20 protein-coding genes are annotated in these 19,440 nt (G+C 24.1%); 1 reads left to right on the top strand and 19 read right to left on the bottom strand.

The window, feature by feature from the left end; translation table 4 throughout:
- Positions 1 to 38: 38 nt before the first annotated feature.
- The 14 genes from JTY60_RS01430 to JTY60_RS01365 form a co-directional block, all read right to left on the bottom strand.
- Positions 39 to 512: a deoxycytidylate deaminase gene (locus JTY60_RS01430; RefSeq protein WP_434414877.1), complete on the bottom strand. Its 474-nt coding sequence runs from the start codon at positions 510 to 512 to the stop codon at positions 39 to 41.
- Complete coding sequence (locus JTY60_RS01425) at positions 512 to 1,459, bottom strand: RluA family pseudouridine synthase (protein ID WP_434414876.1); 948 nt, start codon at positions 1,457 to 1,459, stop codon at positions 512 to 514. Before JTY60_RS01425 ends, JTY60_RS01430 begins: the two co-directional genes overlap by 1 nt.
- Positions 1,434 to 2,027 carry a signal peptidase II gene (locus JTY60_RS01420; protein WP_434414875.1) on the bottom strand — a complete coding sequence of 198 codons (594 nt, stop codon included), beginning with the start codon at positions 2,025 to 2,027 and terminating at the stop codon, positions 1,434 to 1,436. Before JTY60_RS01420 ends, JTY60_RS01425 begins: the two co-directional genes overlap by 26 nt.
- Positions 2,006 to 4,717, bottom strand: a complete 2,712-nt coding sequence (gene ileS / locus JTY60_RS01415) for an isoleucine--tRNA ligase (protein ID WP_434414874.1) — start codon at positions 4,715 to 4,717, stop codon at positions 2,006 to 2,008. The genes JTY60_RS01420 and ileS overlap by 22 nt, the downstream gene beginning before the upstream one ends.
- Before the next feature lie 161 nt (positions 4,718 to 4,878).
- Positions 4,879 to 5,244 (bottom strand): cell division protein SepF, encoded by a 366-nt coding sequence (locus JTY60_RS01410; RefSeq protein WP_434414873.1) that lies wholly within the window; start codon positions 5,242 to 5,244, stop codon positions 4,879 to 4,881.
- A 17-nt stretch (positions 5,245 to 5,261) separates the two neighbouring features.
- Positions 5,262 to 6,455 carry a cell division protein FtsZ gene (ftsZ, locus tag JTY60_RS01405; protein WP_434414872.1) on the bottom strand — a complete coding sequence of 398 codons (1,194 nt, stop codon included), beginning with the start codon at positions 6,453 to 6,455 and terminating at the stop codon, positions 5,262 to 5,264.
- A gap of 8 nt (positions 6,456 to 6,463) precedes the next feature.
- Positions 6,464 to 7,684 carry a hypothetical protein gene (locus tag JTY60_RS01400; protein WP_434414871.1) on the bottom strand — a complete coding sequence of 407 codons (1,221 nt, stop codon included), beginning with the start codon at positions 7,682 to 7,684 and terminating at the stop codon, positions 6,464 to 6,466.
- Positions 7,685 to 7,688: 4 nt separating this feature from the next.
- Complete coding sequence (rsmH, locus tag JTY60_RS01395; RefSeq protein WP_434414870.1) at positions 7,689 to 8,636, bottom strand: 16S rRNA (cytosine(1402)-N(4))-methyltransferase RsmH; 948 nt, start codon at positions 8,634 to 8,636, stop codon at positions 7,689 to 7,691.
- A gap of 1 nt (position 8,637) precedes the next feature.
- On the bottom strand, positions 8,638 to 9,057 hold the full coding sequence (locus JTY60_RS01390; RefSeq protein WP_434414869.1) for a hypothetical protein: 420 nt from the start codon (positions 9,055 to 9,057) through the stop codon (positions 8,638 to 8,640).
- Between the two features lie 125 nt (positions 9,058 to 9,182).
- Positions 9,183 to 9,350, bottom strand: a complete 168-nt coding sequence (gene rpmF, locus JTY60_RS01385; protein WP_434414868.1) for a 50S ribosomal protein L32 — start codon at positions 9,348 to 9,350, stop codon at positions 9,183 to 9,185.
- A 45-nt stretch (positions 9,351 to 9,395) separates the two neighbouring features.
- Positions 9,396 to 10,913: an MATE family efflux transporter gene (locus tag JTY60_RS01380; protein ID WP_434414867.1), complete on the bottom strand. Its 1,518-nt coding sequence runs from the start codon at positions 10,911 to 10,913 to the stop codon at positions 9,396 to 9,398.
- A complete protein-coding gene (locus JTY60_RS01375; protein WP_434414866.1) occupies positions 10,903 to 13,254 on the bottom strand; it encodes a hypothetical protein in 2,352 nt (783 codons plus the stop codon). Before JTY60_RS01375 ends, JTY60_RS01380 begins: the two co-directional genes overlap by 11 nt.
- Positions 13,255 to 13,256: 2 nt before the next feature.
- Positions 13,257 to 14,300: a hypothetical protein gene (locus JTY60_RS01370; RefSeq protein ID WP_434414865.1), complete on the bottom strand. Its 1,044-nt coding sequence runs from the start codon at positions 14,298 to 14,300 to the stop codon at positions 13,257 to 13,259.
- Positions 14,301 to 14,353: 53 nt separating this feature from the next.
- Positions 14,354 to 15,913 carry an MATE family efflux transporter gene (locus tag JTY60_RS01365; RefSeq protein WP_434414864.1) on the bottom strand — a complete coding sequence of 520 codons (1,560 nt, stop codon included), beginning with the start codon at positions 15,911 to 15,913 and terminating at the stop codon, positions 14,354 to 14,356.
- Between the two features lie 384 nt (positions 15,914 to 16,297).
- On the opposite strand from JTY60_RS01365, the gene JTY60_RS01360 reads away from it, so the two are divergent.
- On the top strand, positions 16,298 to 16,648 hold the full coding sequence (locus JTY60_RS01360; RefSeq protein WP_434414863.1) for a hypothetical protein: 351 nt from the start codon (positions 16,298 to 16,300) through the stop codon (positions 16,646 to 16,648).
- Between the two features lie 64 nt (positions 16,649 to 16,712).
- Here the strand turns inward: JTY60_RS01360 and JTY60_RS01355 are convergent, their stop codons facing one another.
- From JTY60_RS01355 to infC, 5 genes are read right to left on the bottom strand one after another with little or no spacing between them, the layout of a single operon-like run.
- Complete coding sequence (locus JTY60_RS01355) at positions 16,713 to 17,798, bottom strand: M42 family metallopeptidase (protein WP_434414862.1); 1,086 nt, start codon at positions 17,796 to 17,798, stop codon at positions 16,713 to 16,715.
- Between the two features lie 9 nt (positions 17,799 to 17,807).
- A complete protein-coding gene (locus JTY60_RS01350) occupies positions 17,808 to 18,329 on the bottom strand; it encodes a dUTP diphosphatase (RefSeq protein ID WP_434414861.1) in 522 nt (173 codons plus the stop codon).
- Positions 18,316 to 18,681 carry a 50S ribosomal protein L20 gene (rplT, locus tag JTY60_RS01345; protein ID WP_434414860.1) on the bottom strand — a complete coding sequence of 122 codons (366 nt, stop codon included), beginning with the start codon at positions 18,679 to 18,681 and terminating at the stop codon, positions 18,316 to 18,318. The genes JTY60_RS01350 and rplT overlap by 14 nt, the downstream gene beginning before the upstream one ends.
- A gap of 9 nt (positions 18,682 to 18,690) precedes the next feature.
- Positions 18,691 to 18,885, bottom strand: a complete 195-nt coding sequence (rpmI, locus tag JTY60_RS01340) for a 50S ribosomal protein L35 (RefSeq protein ID WP_434414859.1) — start codon at positions 18,883 to 18,885, stop codon at positions 18,691 to 18,693.
- 11 nt (positions 18,886 to 18,896) lie between these two features.
- Positions 18,897 to 19,424, bottom strand: a complete 528-nt coding sequence (gene infC / locus JTY60_RS01335) for a translation initiation factor IF-3 (protein WP_434414858.1) — start codon at positions 19,422 to 19,424, stop codon at positions 18,897 to 18,899.
- Positions 19,425 to 19,440: the final 16 nt, after the last annotated feature.

The raw sequence follows: 19,440 nt of genomic DNA, 5'->3' as shown, positions 1-19,440 counted from the left end.
AAAGTAAGAAATTATAAAATAATTTTTAATTTTTTAAATTAAATAATTAAATTATTTTTAATAATATCTTTTAATTTTTTTTTTGAAAGTTTAATTGTTTCAATATTTGCTTTGAAAAATAGTTTTTTACTTCAAAGATATATTGAATCATTTTCATATTTATTTTCCAAATAAAATACTTTTTCAATTTTTTTTTGAATAATAAGTTTTGCGCATTCATTGCAAGGGAAATGGGTAACATAAATTGCATATGGTTTTTGAAAAGAATTTAAATTTGCAATGCAATTTTGTTCTGCGTGTACCACAAAGGGATATTTATAATTATTTTTATCAACTTCTTTTCAATTAAAATCTTTATCATCTCATCCATAACATAAGCCGTTGTATCCAGTTGCTAATAAAATATTGTCTTTGGATATAATACATGCACCAACTTTTGTTGATTCATCTTTACTTTTTAAGGAGCATATTCAAGCAATTAACATAAAATAGTCAGAAAACTCAATTTTCATTAACTAACCTCCTTTATTTTTTGATAAAAATATTTTGGCATTTCTAAAAAAAATATTTTTTCTTTTTTTTCTTTAAAACAATAAAACTTTAAATAATATGCGTGAAGCAAAATGTATAAATTTTTCAAAGAACTTTGATATTTGAAGTCGTATAAAATTGGATGTTTTAAGTAAGATAGGTGCGCTCTTATTTGATGGGTTTTCCCAGTAATTATTTTTGCTTCAATTAACGAATATTTATTATTTTGAAAAACCTTTAAGGTTTTCAAAAAAGTTAGGGCGTTTTGCCCTGTTGGAGAAACTTTTTTTACTAAATAGTTTGATTTTTGTGCTTCTAATGGTAAATTAACTTTTAAATTTTTTGGTGATAAAACCCCATGGATTAAGGCTAAATATTTTTTTTCAATTTTTTGTTCTTTAAATAAATTTTTAAAGTAAAAATAGGCCTCTTTTGTAATATTTCCAAGTATTAATCCAGAAGTAACTTTGTCTAGACGATGTAAAATTCCATAAAAAAAATCATCAAGATAAAAAATATTTTTAATTTTTTCTTTTAAAAAATCAACAATTGTGTATTCAAAATGATGATATGATTTTTGACAAGTTATTCCTGATGGTTTAAATAATAAAAAATATTCGCTATTTTTTTCTACAAAAAAAATTTTTTGATATTGTTCTTTGATAAAAATTCGTTCTTCTAGCGATTCAAAAACAAATAAAAGATGGTCTTTTTTCTTTAAATTTTGAAAATTTTTAATAACTTTAAAGTTTAAAAAAACTTTTTTTAATAATAAAAGTTTTTTTAAATATTTAAGATCTAAGTTTAAAATTTTTGAAAAAAAATTGAAAAAATCTTCTTTATTTACAGGAATGTTTAAAGAAAAAAAAATAAAATAATTGTTTTGGTGTTTTTTTAGAAAATTATAAAATTTTTGTTGGTTCAACATTAATTTTTTTTACTTCTGGAACAAAAAAATAACAAAAAGATCAACCAAGAAGGGCAAAAATACCACCAAAGATTAATCCATCCCCAATATTACAAGAAAAATTACTATTTACTAAAACAATATAATCAACCACACATTTATAACTTAGTCTGTCAGATAAATTATCTAATCCCCCAACAAAAACCAACAAACATCCAATTGATATTGTAGTATTTTTAGATGTTAAAAAAATTAAAAAAAGCATTACAAGAATTACAAATGTAATACCAATAATTAATTCTAATAAATTGTTGTTGCTAAGAAAACCCCCAGCAATTCCAGAATTTTTTTTGTAATTAAAAGAAAAGAGTTTTGAGATTATATTTTTAAAGTCTCCCTCTTTTAAATTATTATAAATTAGAGATTTCAATACTTTGTCGATAATAAAAGGAATGGCAAAAATAATAAAAAAGATAAGTTTAAAGATAATTTCTTTTTTTGAAAAAATTAAATATTTTTGGTAAAAATTTGAAAAAAGTGACCTTTTATTAAGTTTAATTAAATTTTTTAAGCTAAATTTTGAATGCATTTATGACATATTCCTTCTTCTGTAAGATCTTCTTTGAAAAAATAGTTTCAACATCGGTTACATTTAAGTTTTTCTTTATTGATTTTAATTGATAAATAACAATTTTGGTACTCAACTAAATTTTTTGTGTCTTCTGTAAAATAAACATCAGAAAATAACAATCACTTTTTTAATTTATTTTGATCTTTTAAAAGGGTTAAGTACTTATTGTCTTTTAACTTAATATATAGATCTGCTTGCTGAATTCTCGTGCACAATTTATTTTGTTTGGCATTTTCATATTCTTTCAAAATATTGTCTCTTAAAAGAAAAAACTCGTCTCAAAAAGAAAAATCAACAAAATCTTGGTAAATATCTTTTAAGTTATTTTCAAATTTTGATTGAAATACAGAAGTGTTATCATTTTTAAATAGTTGTCACATTTCTTCGGCTGTAAACACTAAAACTGGTGATAAAATTTGTAAAATTTTTTCTAAAAGAAGATATAAGGTTGATTGAATTTGAATTCTTCTTCTGCTCGTTTTTTTTTCACAATATAAAACATCTTTGGAAAAATCAAAATAAAATGAACTCAAAATATTGGTAAAAAAATAAAAAATGTTTGAGAAAAGTAATTCAAAACTAAACTTTTCTTCGACATTTAAATTCAAAATATTGACATCTAAATATTTTAAAACAAAATAATCTTCCGGTTCTAACAAAATAGTTAAGTTTTCTTTCGAAAAATCACTTAAATTTCCATGAATAAATTTCAATCAATTACGAATTTTTTTTAAGTTATTTTGAACATTTTGTAATAATGAATCAGAAATATTAATATTTTTTTGAACATTTGAAAGGGCTATGGCAAGCCTTAAAGTATCAACACCATATTTTTCAATTAATAAATCCAAACTTAAAAAATTACCTTTAGATTTTGATAATTTTTCTTTCTTATCATCAACAATAAAACCATGAGATAAAATCTTATTTGCAAAGGGTTTTTTTGCAAGCAAAAAACAAATAATAAAACTACTGTTAAATCAGCCTCGAAACTGATCTTGCCCTTCAACAACTAAATCAATGGCCTTAAGTTGATATTTTTGACAAAAATAATAAAATGCACATCCAGAATCAAATCAAACATCAAAAATTTCATTTTTCTTGGTAATATTTTGATCTTTGTAAATTTGATATAAAATATCATTTTCTTTTAAAATTTCTTTAGCATCTCTTAAATGTCATTCATACACTGAGTGATTTTTTTGTCAATTAATTAAAAAATTAATAATTGTTTCATCTAATAGAGGTTTTTCATTTAGATAAAAAATTGGTAAAAAAACCCCTCAAACTCTTTGTCTAGAAATACATCAATTTTTTCGATTAAAAACCATGTTTTTAAGGCGTAAATCAAGTTTTTCTAATTCTGGAAGCATTTCTAATTTTAAAGCATCAAAATCAATAAATCACTGATAAGTTTCTTTGTAAACTAAGGGGGAATTATCTCTTCAATTGTAGGGATATTCGTGTAAAATTTCTGTGTAAAATTCACAATAACCTTGCTCTTTTAAAGTATCAATAATAAGTTTATTAGCTTTTAAATAAAAAATATTTTTTAAGTCTAAGTTAAATTTATTGTTTTCAAAATTTATCATCGTTCCGTCATTTGAAATGGCGCTATGATAATCTTTAATTAAGTGTTTTTTGGCAAGATAATAGTCATCAAGCCCGTGAGAAGGTGCGATATGGACAACGCCCGTACCTTCATCTTCTAAAACATGATCTGATAAAACAACTTCTTGACTTTTCTCAAAAAAAGGATGAATATATAGTAACTTTTGAAGTTTTTCTACCGAAATATCTTTTACATAGCGTTCAAAAGTTTCAATTTTTGCAAAAAGAAAATTTTTTTGGCAAATTATATAGTAGTCTTTAACTTTAAAGAGTGAATAAGTAATTTTCTCATTAATTGCTAACAGACGATTAGCAATTAAAGTTCATGGCGTTGTTGTTCAGACTAAAAAATAACATTTTCGATCAAAATGAACTTTTCAATTAAAAATTTCTAATTTAAAGTATAAAGAATCAGATTTTTTAATTTTATATTCAACTTCTGCATCAGCTAGGGCAGTTTTTTGCTTACAACATCAAAATACTGGCAATAAATCTCTTTTTAAAAAATTTTTTTGAAAAAGTTTTAAAAAAATTTCTAGTTGATAAGTAATATAATTTTTGTCAAAAGTAAAATAATTATGTTGAAATGAAGATGAAATAGCAATTCTTTGAAAGTCTTTTTTCTGTAACTGAATTTGTTCTTTTACATAATCAATGCAATTATCAAAAAAAAGTTGGTAATTTTCTTTCGAAAAATTGATAATTTTTAATTTTTTTTGAACTTCAACTTCGATTGGAAGCCCATGAGTGTCTCAACCACAAAAAAAAGGAGCGTAATATCCTTTTAAGCGAAAAAAACGAAGAATAATGTCTTTTAAGGCTTTATTTAAGAAGTGTCCTAAATGAATTTTTCCATTAGCATATGGAGGACCATCTAATAAAAAAAATTGTTGTTTTTGGTCTTTATTTTCTTCAAAACTTTGATGTAATTTAATATCTTCTCAAAATTTTAAAATTTCAGTTTCTTTTTTAATTTTATATTTGCTATCAAAAGTTGATTTTGGTAAAAATAAGGTGTTATTTAGGCTATTTTTCATTGTTTTATTTTAACAAAATTAATAATTTATTAACATTATTATAAAATTTTTCGAAATAAATATTAAAAAATAAAAAATAAATCTCAAAAAAAATATAAAAAAAACCCTAGAAAAAATTCTAGGGTTTTAAGAAATAATTTTTTAAAAATTTTATTTATTCTTTAGTTTGCAACTGTTTTTGAAAGATATTCATCAATATCTACATTTTTTGGTGCCAATAGAAAAAGTTTTTCACCAATTTTTTGAATGTGTCCTGAAATTACATAACTAACACCACTCAAAAAATCAATAATTCTTGTGTAATCTTCATTGTTAATTATTGAAAGATTAATAATTGCGGTTTTATTTGTTTTTATGTGTTCTGTAATTTGAATTACATCGCCATATTTTTTTGGAATAAAAGTCGCAATATTGTGGTTTTTGTTACGAAAGAATGATGATTTACCTCATAAATCTTTCATATCAAATTCTTGGGTATTTTCATCAGATAATAATTGTAAGTATCTTCTTTTAATAAATGAAATCATTTAGTGCCTTTCTTTTTTTATTTTTTTTTCAAAAATGAAGGAATTTCTTTTAAGTCTTCAGAAGTATTAAATTTTTTTTCAAAATTTGTATTATATCTTTTTTCAAGCGTGTTTTGTTCGTTAAAAATTTTTCTTGTTTGATATTTATTTCAATCAGAAGTTTTTAAAAATTTATTTTTAAAATTTTCTTGAACTTTTTCTCGGTTTTTTAAAATTTTATTGTTTGAAAAGAAATTAGTTTTTATTTCTGATTCTTCAAATCCTGTTGCAATAACAGTAACAATCATTTCATCTTCTAGGTTTTCATTAACAGCAACCCCAAAAATAATATTTACATCATTTCCTGCTGCTTGTCTGATTAAATCAACAGCGTCATTTGCATCATACAAGGTCATTGTTTGTCCACCAGTAACATTAACAATCGCATCTTTTGCCCCATTTATAGAAGCCTCTAAAAGGGGTGAAGAAATTGCTTTTCCAGCTGCATCTTCAGCTTTGTTTTCCCCTTTTGCCATCCCAATTCCAATTAATGCATAACCTTTTTTTTCCATTGTTGCTTTAACATCTGCAAAATCTAGGTTAATTAATGAAGGAACAGCAATTAAATCGGTAATTGTTTGCACCCCTTGTCTTAAAATTTTGTCTGCTTCTTGAAAGGCTTCTTTTAAGGGAGTTCCACCAATTTCTTCTAGCAATTTATCATTTGAAATTACAATCAAAGAATCAACATATTGTTTTAACTCATCAAGGCCATATGTTGCATTTTGAGCTCTTAATTTACCTTCAAAGCGAAATGGTTTTGTGACAATTCCAATTGTAAGTGCCCCAGAGTCTTTGGCAATTTTTGCAATAACAGGTGCTGCACCTGTACCAGTGCCTCCACCCATTCCAGCGGCTACAAACACCATGTCAGTGCCTTGAATGGCTCTTTTAATTTCATCTTCACTTTCAAGACAGGCTTGTTTCCCTTTTTCTGGATCTGCACCAGCACCAAGACCTTTAGTGATTTCTTTTCCTAGAACAATACGATTTTTTGATTTAGAGGCAGCAATAACTTGAGAATCAGTATTTACAACTCAGAATTCAACACCCTGAACCCCCTCATCAATCATGCGATTAACAGCATTATTCCCTGCACCGCCAACACCAAATACTTTGATTACAGCGTTTTTATCAAATTCATCAAATTGAACAAGTGTTTCTTTTTCCATTTATTTTCCTATGTTCGTTTTAAAATTTTTTTTCATTTAGCCATATCAAAGATTCTTGATAAGGTAAATTTTTTAATTGAATAATCAGAAGTTTTTTTAACTTTGTTTAATTTATCTGAATAGTTCAATGCCCCAATTAATTTACAATAAAGATTGTCATTTATTCCAATGTAAGGTGATTTATACACAGAAATAGCAACTTCATCATTCTCAAAAGTATTCTTAATAAAAGTATTAAAATTTAAAATTTTTGTAATTCCACCAACTAAAATAATATTTTTTACCTCATGTTCTTGAAAGTAAATTTGATATTTTGAAAAAATATTGGTAAACATTTCTTCATATCTTGCCAAAATTATTTTATTTAATTCTTCAACAGTCATTAATTCTTTACCTTGAAAATTTATTACGGTTGGTTTTAAGAATAAATCAAAAGATTCACTCTCATTTGAATTAAAATTTAAATTTCCATACTTTAATTTTAAATTTTCAATTGAGTTGTCATCTAGATTTAAAAAATATTTTAAATCTTTGTTAATGTTTGAAGCTTTTTCTTCAATTGTGCAATAATCAACTAAATCTTTGTTGTTATACAAATACATATTTGTAAAGTCAAAAGATGTATCAATTACTAAAGTTTTTTGATTGCTATAACAAATTTCATTTGATAAAGACACAAAAGACAAACAAAAATTTAATAATTTTAAGTTTGTAACGGTCAATGCTTCTTGAATTTTGCTATAAAAATCAACGTCTACAAAAAACAATTTTAATTTTATTGTTAATTCACCAACTATCTTTCCAATTGGAGCAATTTTGTAACTAAATAACTTATCAACTAAATAGTTTTTTGTTTTCATGTAAAGACAAATTTTACCATTTTCAATTTTATTGTTGTATTTTTGCAAAATCAAATTGATATAATAATAATTTAATTTATCATTGATAAAAATCGTTTCATTTACTTCTTTTATCAATAAGTCATCTTTAACTGGGTAAACAAAAACTATTTTTGTTAAATCAATTTTTAAGAGTTTTTTCACCTCTTTTTGTTTTTTAGTTAAATAGTTTCCAACTGATAATGGATTTACAATTTTGTTGTCCTTTAAAAAAACATTTTTTTCAATTGTTTTATAAAGACAATCAATTCTAGAATCCTGTTTTCTAGCTACCAAAAATTTCGTAGAAAAATTTCCAAATTCTACTACTGCATAAATTGATTCGTACAAATGTTTAGATCCTTTCTATTTTTTTTGTAATAACTCAAAGTTTTGCTGATCTAGCCCGGCTGTTTTGTGCTATTTCTTCAGGTTTTGGTTGTATTGGTTTGCTTAAATGAAAAAAAATTAACTCTTTGTCCTGAAAAATAAATTTTTTTAAGTTTTTTTGTAAAAAAAAATCTTTGTTTAATTTTTTTAAAGTATTAAAAATAACTTTTTCTTCTAAAGAGTTAAAGGTTAAAATACAACATTTGCCAAAAACCTTCAACAATGTTAATCCAGAATTTAAAGATGCAGAAAAATTTTCTAACTCATTATTTACCAAGATTCGAACACATAAATACACTAATTGAAAATATTTTTTTTGTTTTTGTAAATATTTTGGAATTGAAAGTTCAATGATTTTATTCAAATCTTTTGCTGTAGTAATAAATGGTTGTTTTTTAATAATGTTATTCGCAAGTTTCGAAGCAAACAATTTTAAATCACATCTTTTAAAAATGTTTTTTCACTCAGTAAATGTTAAGTTATTTAAGTAATAACTAGCATCTTTTTTAAGGCTTAAATCAAAACGCATGTCAAGCTTTTCGTTTTCGTTTTGAAAACTAAAGCCTCTAGCTTTTGCATCAATTTGCATTGATGATAGCCCTAGATCATATAATAAACCAGTAATTTCAAAGATTTTGTAATCTGTTAATTCTTGTTTTAAGTATTTAAAATTGCTATTAATCAAGATACAATTTGAAATTAATTTTGATAACTTCTTTTGTGCTTTATTAAAAGCGTGTAAATCAACGTCAAATCCAATAAGGATTGCTTTGTTTGAAAGATTTTTTTTGATTTCTAAAAAATGTCCGCAATCACCTAGTGTCATGTCAACATAAATTCCATCAGGATCAGTGATTAAATTTTTGACAATTTCTTCTGTTAAGATGGGTTTATGTTCTAATTCATCGTACACATTAGTCAATGTTTTCTAGTAATTCTTTAATGTTAATTTGAGAATTATTTGTTTGTTTTTCAAGGACTAAAGGATTTCAAAGTTCAATGTGTTTTCCAACAAATAAAAAAACAACTTCTTTGTCAATTTTTAATTCTTCACAAATAAATTTTGGAATCGTTAAACGATTATTTTTGTCAATTTCTTGTAAAAAGTTATTAATTGCAAAATGTCTTTTGATAATTCTATTCGCTTGTTTAGTGTCTTGTAGGTTATTTAATCAATTTTCGAATGTTTCCATTTGATCTTTATTTCTTAAAATAAAGTTATCATTGTCAAAACCACGGTTAAAAAAAACTTTTTCATTGAAGTATTCTTGAAGTTTTTTTGGTAGTGATATGCGATTTTTTTTATCAATCTTGTAACAATACTTTTGAAACATTTTTAAATTTTTTTACTCCACTTTCCTCCACTAAACAATTTATTATACATAAAAAAAAATCTTTAAAAAAAAATTCTAGTTTTTTTAAAGATTTTTATTAAAATAAAAAAAATATTTTATGTTTTTTAAATTAATTTTTTACCATTATAAAATCCGCAACTTTTGCAAACTTTATGGGGTAAATGCATTGCACCACAATTAGAACAAACCACAAAAGTTTGTTTTTTTAGGGCTAAATGAGATCTTCTAAGTCTTTTTCTAGTTTTACTAGTTCTTCTAAATGGTACTGCCATAACTTTTATATTATAAATTAAAATAAAAAAATCTTTTTTTTATTTTTAATATTTTCCTTGTTTTAATTTTTTAAAATCAAACATTAACAATGGCACCGAGATAAAAGTAACAAGCAAGTCAGTTATTGGTGTTACATAAAAAACTAAGTAATTATTATTATATTTTTTACCTAATAAATATAAAAGTGTTAAAACAACAAAATAGATCAGAACAAATCGTAAAAAAATAATTAAAACTGATTTTGAAACTTTTTGAATACTTTGATAAAAACCAGAAACTACTAAAGAGACACCAAGCAAGGGAAAAAGTAAAAATAAATTTCTAAGAGCATGAGTTGCATCACTTAACTCGTGTGGATTATTAATGTCTTTTGGAATAAATAAACTTAAAAGATTATCACCGATAAAAAAACATAAAATTTCTACAAATAATAAATAAACAACCACAAAAAAAATACATATTCAAACTGATTTAATAATTCTTTCATTTTTTTTATGGGCATAATTATAGGGAATAAAAATATTCATTGACTGCAAAAAACCAAAAACAGAAATGACAAAAAGATTGATAATTGGTGTGATTGCTCCAAATATTGAGACTCAATAACCTAACGATTTAGGATCAGATCTAGAACTTTGAAAGTCTAAAATAAGATTGAAAAATCATGTGTTGATGGCTTGGGCAAAATTTCTAAAAAGTGATGGGAAACCAAAAATAAAACAAGCAAAAATAATTGTTTTGGTTAAAGCATCTTTTTTTATTTTTAGTGCCTCGAAAATAACATATACTTTTTTTCAAAAACAAAATAAAAAACTGGCAATAAATTGAAAAAATCAAGCAATTCCAGTAGCAAAAATAGTACCAAGTACCCCTCAGTGAAATACGATTGTAAAAAGAAAGTCAAGAGCAACATTTAAAATTGAAGAAAAAAAGATCGTAAGAAAAGCAAAAGTTGGATACCCTTCAACTCGAAGTCCAATAATTGCAATATTCGAAATAAAATAAAATACGGCAAAAAAAGCTCAAATTAAGGTCGTGTAATAAGAAAGATTGACAATTTCATTGTGTTTGTCTAAAGAAACATTGGCGCTGCTAAACTGTAATTCAATAATTTTTTTTGAAAAAATAAAACAAAAAAATAAAAGAAAAAAATAAAAAATAAAATTATAAAAATATCCATTGCTTAGTGTGTCTTTGGCACGTTTAAAATTGGCTTCTCCAAGAAACATTCCAAATTTATTACCAACACCAGTGGTTATAAATACCCCAATTCCAATAAGAATTCCTCAAAATGGTTGGGCTAATTGAATCACAGTTCGAATGTCTTTTGAATCTAAACTGCCGTGAATAAAAATTTGATTACCACTTCCATATTGGATGGCAATAATCTGATCAATTATTGAATACAAAGAAAAAACTGCCATTGAAAGAACTGTCGGAACAATAATTCTTAAAAGTGATTTTCAAATTGTTGAGTGTAAATAAATCTCTTCTAACCTTTTTTGATTAATCATATCTCTGGTTAGATTTGAAATAATAACTTGCTTTGTTTTATCTTTCATTTAAAATACTTTCAATCGTTTTTTCAATTGTTTTTAACCTATTTGAAGAAAAATTTTCTTTAATTGGTTGAAATAATATTTTAAAAGAAAAATTTTTAAATTCATTTTTTTCAAAGACATCTAGTGGAATTAATTGAATAAAATAAATATTTTCTTTTAAAAAATAAGTTTTAATTTTTTCTTTAATTTGTAAAAATAAAGCAAAAGTATCTTCACTTTTTAAAAGTGATTTTGTCATATCAAATGAAGATATTGGAAAATTATTTTTAAATTGATAAGTTTTTAAAAGTTTTTTGTTGGTAAAAAAATAATCTATCTCTAAAAATCAAATTTCTTTGTTTTTAATATTATTTTTTTGTAAAAAAATTTGTGAAAAGACACCGAACAAGCCAATTAATCTTGATTCAAAATAAATTTTTCAATAAAAATTTAAAAAATTATTTTTTTTATTCACATAAACAAATTTAATTTTAGAAAAACAAACATGTTGATTTGTAAAAAATTTTTCGAGAATTTTTTGGAAATATGAAAAAAAATCAAAATTTTCTTGAATTGATTTAGAGACAACAAAAGAAAAAATATCTCTAAATTTTTTAAGCGAACTAAATAAAAAACCATTTTCAAAGAGCTTACACTCACTTTGTGACTTAATTTGAGGTAAATTTTTATAGAATAAAGAACTGTAAATATTGTTTCTATAATACTGAAAAGATGATGAATTAAAGTTTTTAACTTCAAAAAATTTGTAAATTGAAGGAAAATTTAAATAATTTTTAGAAACCAAAGAATAAGAAAAATCTTCAAAAAAATTTTCATTTAAAAGAAAATATTTGATATTTAATTTTGAAAAAAATTCATAGTCGTTTGAAATTTTATTGACAGAAACTTTGGCTACTTCTTTTACTTTGTTGAAGGGAAAAAAACGAATGATATCTTTGGCAAAAGAATTAAAATAAAATTTTTCGGTTCTGTATCTAGGTTGTTGTACGTAAATGTTATGGTTATCAAAACGAATTTTATAACCTAGTTTTTCAAATTTTTTTTTAAGTAAATTAAGATCAATTTTAAAAGAAACAAAATATTCTAATTTTTTAATATTAACTTTAATTGAATTTGGGGCAATTGAAGTTAATTTATTAATGGTTTTTTTCTTAAAAATTAAAAAATCGTCAAAATAATGTTCTAGTAGAAAAACAAAATAATTTAAAGCAAAAGGTAGTTTTAAGGGACTAATTTCTTTTAAATTTATTAATAACTCAAAATTTGTGAAATTATTTTGAGAAAAATTTTTACAAAAAAGTTTATCATTCCACAATGAAGTTTCAAAGTAAAAAGTATTATTTTGTAGAAATTGAGCTTCATTTTCATTAACTTTTGAAATTCCTCCAAGAGAAATAATTTTTTGATTACTAAAAATTGCTGGAACATTTTTAAAGATTATTTCTTTATTTGAAATTTTTAAGGGAGTTTCTTTCTTAATTTCATCAATGATTAAAAAATCACTAATTTCAGATAAAGCAAAAATGTTTGTTGAAATTCCTGTGATAAGCATCGTATATTTTGCTAAATTATTTAAAAAGTTGCTTACTTCAAAGTCACTTTTTACTAAATTTAAAGTTAAAAAAATGTCATCATTTTTAACTTTTTTCAAAGAAAATTGCACTAAATTAAAATATTTTAAATATTCAGTTTTGCAAGTAATTTTAAGGTCTGGAACTTGTTTATTTTGGTGTACAAAGTAGTTTCTTGTTTTAAAAAAATTAAATTCTAAATCAAAAAATGCGGCAATTTCTAAAGCAATAAAATAAATTCCTTTATTATAATTGCAAATTGAAGGAAATTGTAAATCAAAAATAATATCATCTAACTCTAAATATTTTAACGGATTACTATCACCAATTTTAATTGTGTTTGAAGAAAAATAATTTGAAAGAACAATGACATCTGATAAAAAATTTTCTAAGCCAATTTCTTTAAAGGAACATAGCATTCCTTCAGATAAAACTTCCTTGAACTGCTGATTTTTAATAATTTTGTTGTTGGTTTGTCCAGAACCCAAGACACAGACAACGATATCTTCAATCTTTAATTTTTGATATGAGGTTACAATGTTAATTTTTTTAAAAGAAAGATCTACTTCTAGTAAATTTAATTTGTCATACCCTTTAAGTTTTGAAATTTTTAAAATTTTTCCTGTGTAAAGTTTTTGATTTAATGCTAAAAAATCAAAAGCACTTTCAACTTCATAACCCAAATTTAAAAGACAGTCGATTAACTTCTCTTTTGAAATGTTTCTAATTTCTGGGCAAAATTTTGCTAAAATATTTCTTGATACTTTCATTTTTAATGAATTCTTTTTTGATAGTCATAATAAAATTGATGAATATTTTTAATACCATATTTTACCATAATAAGTCTTTCGAGCCCGATCCCGAATGCTAAAATATAATAGTTTTTAGGGTTAAATTTAGCATATTTTAAGACGTTATCTGCAAAAATACCTGAACCTAAAAGTTCGATATAACCAGAATTATTGCAAACATTGCAACCCTTTCCTTGGCAATTAAAACATAAAAGATCAACTTCAAAACTTGGTTCTGTAAAAGGAAAATATGATGAGCGAAATTTAATTTCTAAATTTTCATTTTCAAAATAATATTTTAAAAATTTTGTTAAAAATCATTTTAAAGTCCCAACACTAATGTCTTTTGCACCCCAACAAACATCGATTTGAAAAAATTGATGGGAATGGGTTAAATCATTTTTATCATTTCGATAAACTTTTCCGAATGAAAAAATTTTATGCTCTGCTTTTTTGTTTTTTTTTTCTTTTAAAGCTCTAAAAGACAAATTGGTGCAATGACTTCTTAAAAGATACTGGTTGTTTAAGTAAAAAGTGTCGTTTGATAGGGTTGAAGGATGATAATCTGGGACATTTAAGTAGGTAAAATTATATTTTTTATCATCAATTTCATATCCTTGTAAAAATTCAAAGTTGAACTGATGAAAAAAATGAAAAATATGTTCTAATTCTGTGGTAAAAATATGCAACATTCCTCGATTTTTGAATAAATTAAAAAAATAAGGATCTTTAATCTTATTTTTAATTAAAAGATCTAAGTCTAAAAGATTTTTTTTTGAAATTGCTAATTTTTTTTCAGAAATTAAGGAAAAAAAATATTTTTTTAAAAAAGCGGTAACTTTTTTATTATCTAAATTAATTTTTTTTAAAAAAGAAAAAAAATTTCTTTCAAATTCCATTAAAAAAGTTAAATTGTCAATTTTTTTAATTTTTTTTTCAAATTCTGAAAAAAAATCTAAAATATCTTGCAAAATTTTTTGTTCTAGGGCAAATATTTTTAGTTCTTTTAAAAGATTGTTGGCCATTTTTAATTTTAATATTTTATTTTAATAACTTTTATGATTTTTTTGCCAAGAAATTAAACCTTTAATAAATACTTTCGATAATTGTAAATATATAAAGGGATGATTAAAAGGGCTGCAATTATGTCCATCAATGGGTAAGAACTTCAAATAATCCAAATATTTTGATAGTGTCAAGAAATTAATGAAATCAAAATAATTAAGGGAAGTTCTAAAAGAACTGATCTAAATCAACCAACAAAAATTGATAAATAAATTTTTTTAATCGTTAAGTAAAAAGGCATTGATATTAAGGTAAAAGTATACAAAAATGTACAAGAAAAAGTAATTAATAGAGCGTGATAAAAGTGTGTTTGAATAAAAGGAAATTTTACTTGATGTCCTTGTGTTGTCTGAATATTTCCATTTTGTAAGTGTCAAAGCAATCCTATTTTAAATCCAAATGCAGCAAAAAAAAGAAAAATTAACAAGTAATATGAAAAGATAAAAATGGTTGCTTTATTAATGGCGCTTTTACAAACTTGATGTTTTTTTTTGGTTCAATTGTATAAAATATAATTTCTAGTCGCCTGCATCGTACCAAAAATTGGTGTCGAAGTAACAACAATTAAAACTGAAATCACAGCGTAAACGCTTTGCCAGTAGGTAGAAGGCAAAATAAGATCGCTTTTATGGCCTTGAAGATCGACAATTGAACCATAAGGCACTGTCCCCCATTTTCTTAAACAAAAATTAGTTAAAAAAATAATTGCTGCATTACCCATATTTCTTCCAAAAGAAGTAAGTCCATATTGCATGGTAATTTTTTGAAAGTAAAAAAAATCTTTAAGAGGAACTTTATTGAAAAAATTTAAATAAGAAAATTTTTTGATTCGATTGTAATAAATGGTCGTAACATACAGTAAAACACCACAAATTCAAGAAATTATATTGCAAATCGCAGCTCAAATAACACATAAATAAATTTTTTGATTTTCTGGATCTGGTGAGTAAATATTAAAAAAATTTTTATCTTTTACTAATGGTAAAAATACTCATAATAGAAAAACATTAATGGCACAAATAATAATTGATAAAGCAATTGGTTGTAAAATTTTATTTTCACTTCGAATCACAAAATTTAAAATAATTGAAAAATTAAAGAAAAAAAGTCCAAAAATTTGCGTTCTAGAAAAATATGTAGAAACATTTTCTGTAACATTTTCTCTGCCACTAATTGCATTAATGTTTTGAATTTTTGCCAGTTGCGGAACAAGAAAATATAAAATTAAAGTAATAATTATTGTATAGAAAAAAATAAAGTAAACAATGCTTGAAATATAATTTGATGGAAGATTTTTATCACTTTTAGCAAAATATCGACTTAAAGTGGTTGTAACACCAACTCCAATCAGCATTGAAAAACCAAGCATAATAACGTATACAAGATTGGAAAAATTAAGACCACTTTCTACAAAAACTGCCTTTTTTTTACTTACATTATGAACAATAAAATAAGAGTTAAAAAAGTTATATGACATTAGTAAAAACAATGAAAAAATTGCCGGTAAAGCCAAAAAAAAGATTGCTTTTCTAATATTTTCTAAGTTGTAATAATAAAATAAATTTTTTTTCATTTTTTAAATATTTTAAATTATAAAAAATTTATCTTAAAATGTTTCATAAAAATTAGTTATTATCAAAATTAGGAATCTAATCATTAAGGTGTTTGAGAGTTAAAAAATTATCTGAGTGATCATCTAATTAAATTCTTACCCTGGTCTTTTTTAAATATCATAGTTTATAGGTCTAATTCAAAATACCAAAAAAATAAATCAAAATATCATACATAAAAACAACTTTAAAAATACCTGCCAAGGAATAATTTTTTATTGTTAATGATTTTAATTTTAAATTTTGTCTTAATTTTAAAAATTTTTAAAATTATAAAGTGTTTTGGTTTTGGTTAAAATTATATTTTGGTTATAATTATATAGTGTTTTTAGAAAGGACAATATTTTATGAATTCAGATAGTTTCTCTTCAGGAGTGACAATTTTTATTGTTGTATTTTTACTTATTCTTATTATTTGATCAATTTTTTCTGGTATTTATGCTGTTAGGTGATCAAAACAAGGTAAGGTATCTGGAATTGTTTTAGCATTTTTTAATCTTTTAGGAATTATCCTTATAGTTATTTGTCTTCTATTCTACATTAATGCAAAAAGCGAAAAAACTAAAAAAGAAATGCGAGAACAAGGCGATGAAATTGTAAAAAGTTTACAATCAAAAATTAGTGAGCTGGAAAATAAAGATATAGAAAATAAAGATATAGAAAATAAAGATATAGAAAATAAAGACAAAGTATCATAATATTTTCAAGAAAAAAAATTTAATAAAATAAATTTAAAAAAGCACCCAAAAAGGTGCTTTTTTTTTATACTCAAATATTTTTTAAGTCTTCAAAATCTGCATTTTTAAATTCTTGAGCAAATTTTGTTATTAAATCAATCATTGATTTTACATCATGTAAACTACAAACTTCGTTGTGGGTGTGTAAATATCTAGATGGAATATGTAAGGAAATAGTAAATATCCCTTGATTTTTTAAGTGAATTGAACCAGCATCAGTTCCTCCAGATACTGAAGGATCAATATTGTAGGGAATATTGTGTTTTTTTGCAAGATTTATAAAGTAATGAACAAGTCTTGGATTTGCAATAAAATAACTATCCATAATAGAAATTGTCACACCTTTATCAAGTTGGGTGTCGTTGTTTGAGTTCAAAACTGATGTGTCATCGGTAGCAGTAGTATCAATCACAATCGCAATGTCTGGTTTAATCGCATTTGTCATTGTTTTTGCACCCCTTAACCCCACTTCTTCTTGAACAGATAAAGAGTAAACAAAATTAAAATCAGAAGTTAAGTTATGAGTATTTTTAATAACTTCTTCTAAAATTGCAACTCCAACGCGATTATCAATTGACTTTGTACAAACAAGATTGTTTTCCATTAAAAAAGATTGGTAATGTTTTGTAATTGGATCGCCAATTGAAATCCCTAATGATAACACTTGTTCTTTGGTTTTGCACCCAATATCAATAAACATTGATTTTAATGGTTGTAGTTTTTGTCTTTCTTCAATTGATAACAAATGAATTGGTTTTGAGCCAATAATACCAATAAAAAATTTATCAACATTTCTTGCATAAATTTTTACTTGTTTGCCTGGTAGGACATGACTTCATCAACCACCAAGTGGACCAAATTTTATAAGACCGTTTTTTGTGATTTCTGAAATTATAAAACCAATTTCATCGCTATGGGCAGTAAAAAGAATGGTTTTTTTCGATAAATCATAATCTTTAGATTTTAAAATTAAAGAACCTAAATGATCTCTTGAAAAATCAAAAGGATACTTTTTGTGTCTTTCGTGAAATAATTGAATCACAAATTTTTCATATCCTGAAGGACCAAAAGCTTCTCCGTATAATTTAACTAATTGATATAAATGTTCCATAAAAACTTTCTAATAATTATTTTTTTGTCGCTCGTAATTTATTTGATTTTTTTTACAATAAGCATTGTGGATTTCATGATCGGAAAAATTTAATTTTTGCCCTAAAAAATAATAAAAATTAAATAAATTTTGATAGTATCCGTTGCCGTGTTCGCTATTTGCATGTAAAAGAAAAATTGAAGAAGCCAAAAATATGTGGTTAAATAATTCAAATAGTTCACATTTTTCAAAGTCTTCTAAGGGTTGAGGAATAATTTTTGTTAAACCTAAAGCAATTCCAATACTTACAAGAAAATGAAGCCCATCTGCATACTCATCTAACAAAATTTCTTTAGAAGATGGCGATTTTTTTGATCAATATTTAAAACAGCGCGTTTCATTGCAAAGTTCTGCAACTTCAACAGTAAAAGATAAAATTTTTTTTTCTAAAAGATTTTTAATTTTATCTTTTGTATTTTCTAAAATAAATTTATCTAACTCTGATTGTTTTTTAAAAATATCTAATAAAAAATCAAATTTATTTGTTTGCATTTATTTTTAATTGCTCTTTGGCAACGTTTACTAAAGATGTGTGAAGTTCTGGATTATTAATGGCAATTTCTGAAAGCATTTTACGATTTAAGTTAATATTTGCTTTTTTAAGGGCATTAATATAATTTGCATAGTTCAAGTCAGAATCTTTTAAAGAGGCACTGATTCTTGTAATTCAAATTTGACGAAATTGAGTTTTCTTTTTTTTTCGATCCCTGTATGCATAAGATAAGGAATTCATTACTTGTTCTTTGGCTGATTTAAAGAGACGATGTTTTGAACCAAAGTAAGATTTTGCAAGTTTTAAAAATTTTTTTCGTCTTTTTCTTGCAGTATTTGGACAATTTCTCATAATTTTTATCTAAATCAGATTAAAAACTCTTTTAAGTCTTTTGTAATCTGATTTAGAAATTAATACTCCTTTTCTCATTCTACGTTTTTTATTGCCGGTTTTTTTTGATTTTAAGTGACTTGTAAAGGCATAATGACGAACTATTTTGCCGTTTTTAGACTTTTTAAATCTTTTTGCAATTGATTTTCTGGTTTTAATTTTCATAATTACGACCCTTATTTATTAATTGGCTTAAACAAAACATCTAACAAAGTATTTGTAAGAGCTGGTTTTGTTTCATATTCTGCATATTCTTTAATCATTTCATAAAATTTATCGACAATTTCATAACCCAAATCTTTATGCAAAATTTGACGACCACGAAATCTAATTTTTAAATGAACTTTATCTTTGTGTTTGAAAAAACGAATGGCATTATTTGCTTTTACTTGTAAATCATGATCTGAAATATTGATTCTGACTCTAATTTCTTTAGATTTGGTTTGAGCAACTTTTTTAGTTTGTTTTTGCTTTTTGTAATTTCATTTCCCAAAATCTAAAATTTTACAAACTGCCCCATCTTGAGTTTTTGAAACAAAAAGTAAATCTAAATTTTTGTTAAAAGCTACTTCGATGGCAGCTTTTTTTGACATACTTCCAAGCATTTGATTATTTTCATCAATTACTAAAACTTCAGTAAAAGGAATTTTTTCATTTAAAAAATAAGATTTTTTAGTTTCTTTTTGACTTTTTTTCTTAGCCATTAATTTATTGTGTATA

Source organism: symbiont of Argiope bruennichi, assembly GCF_051094275.1.
Classification (GTDB): domain Bacteria; phylum Bacillota_I; class Bacilli_A; order Mycoplasmatales; family SG1.
Note: the sequence above shows the minus strand (reverse complement) of the source record. Positions and strands in the feature narration are given on the sequence as shown.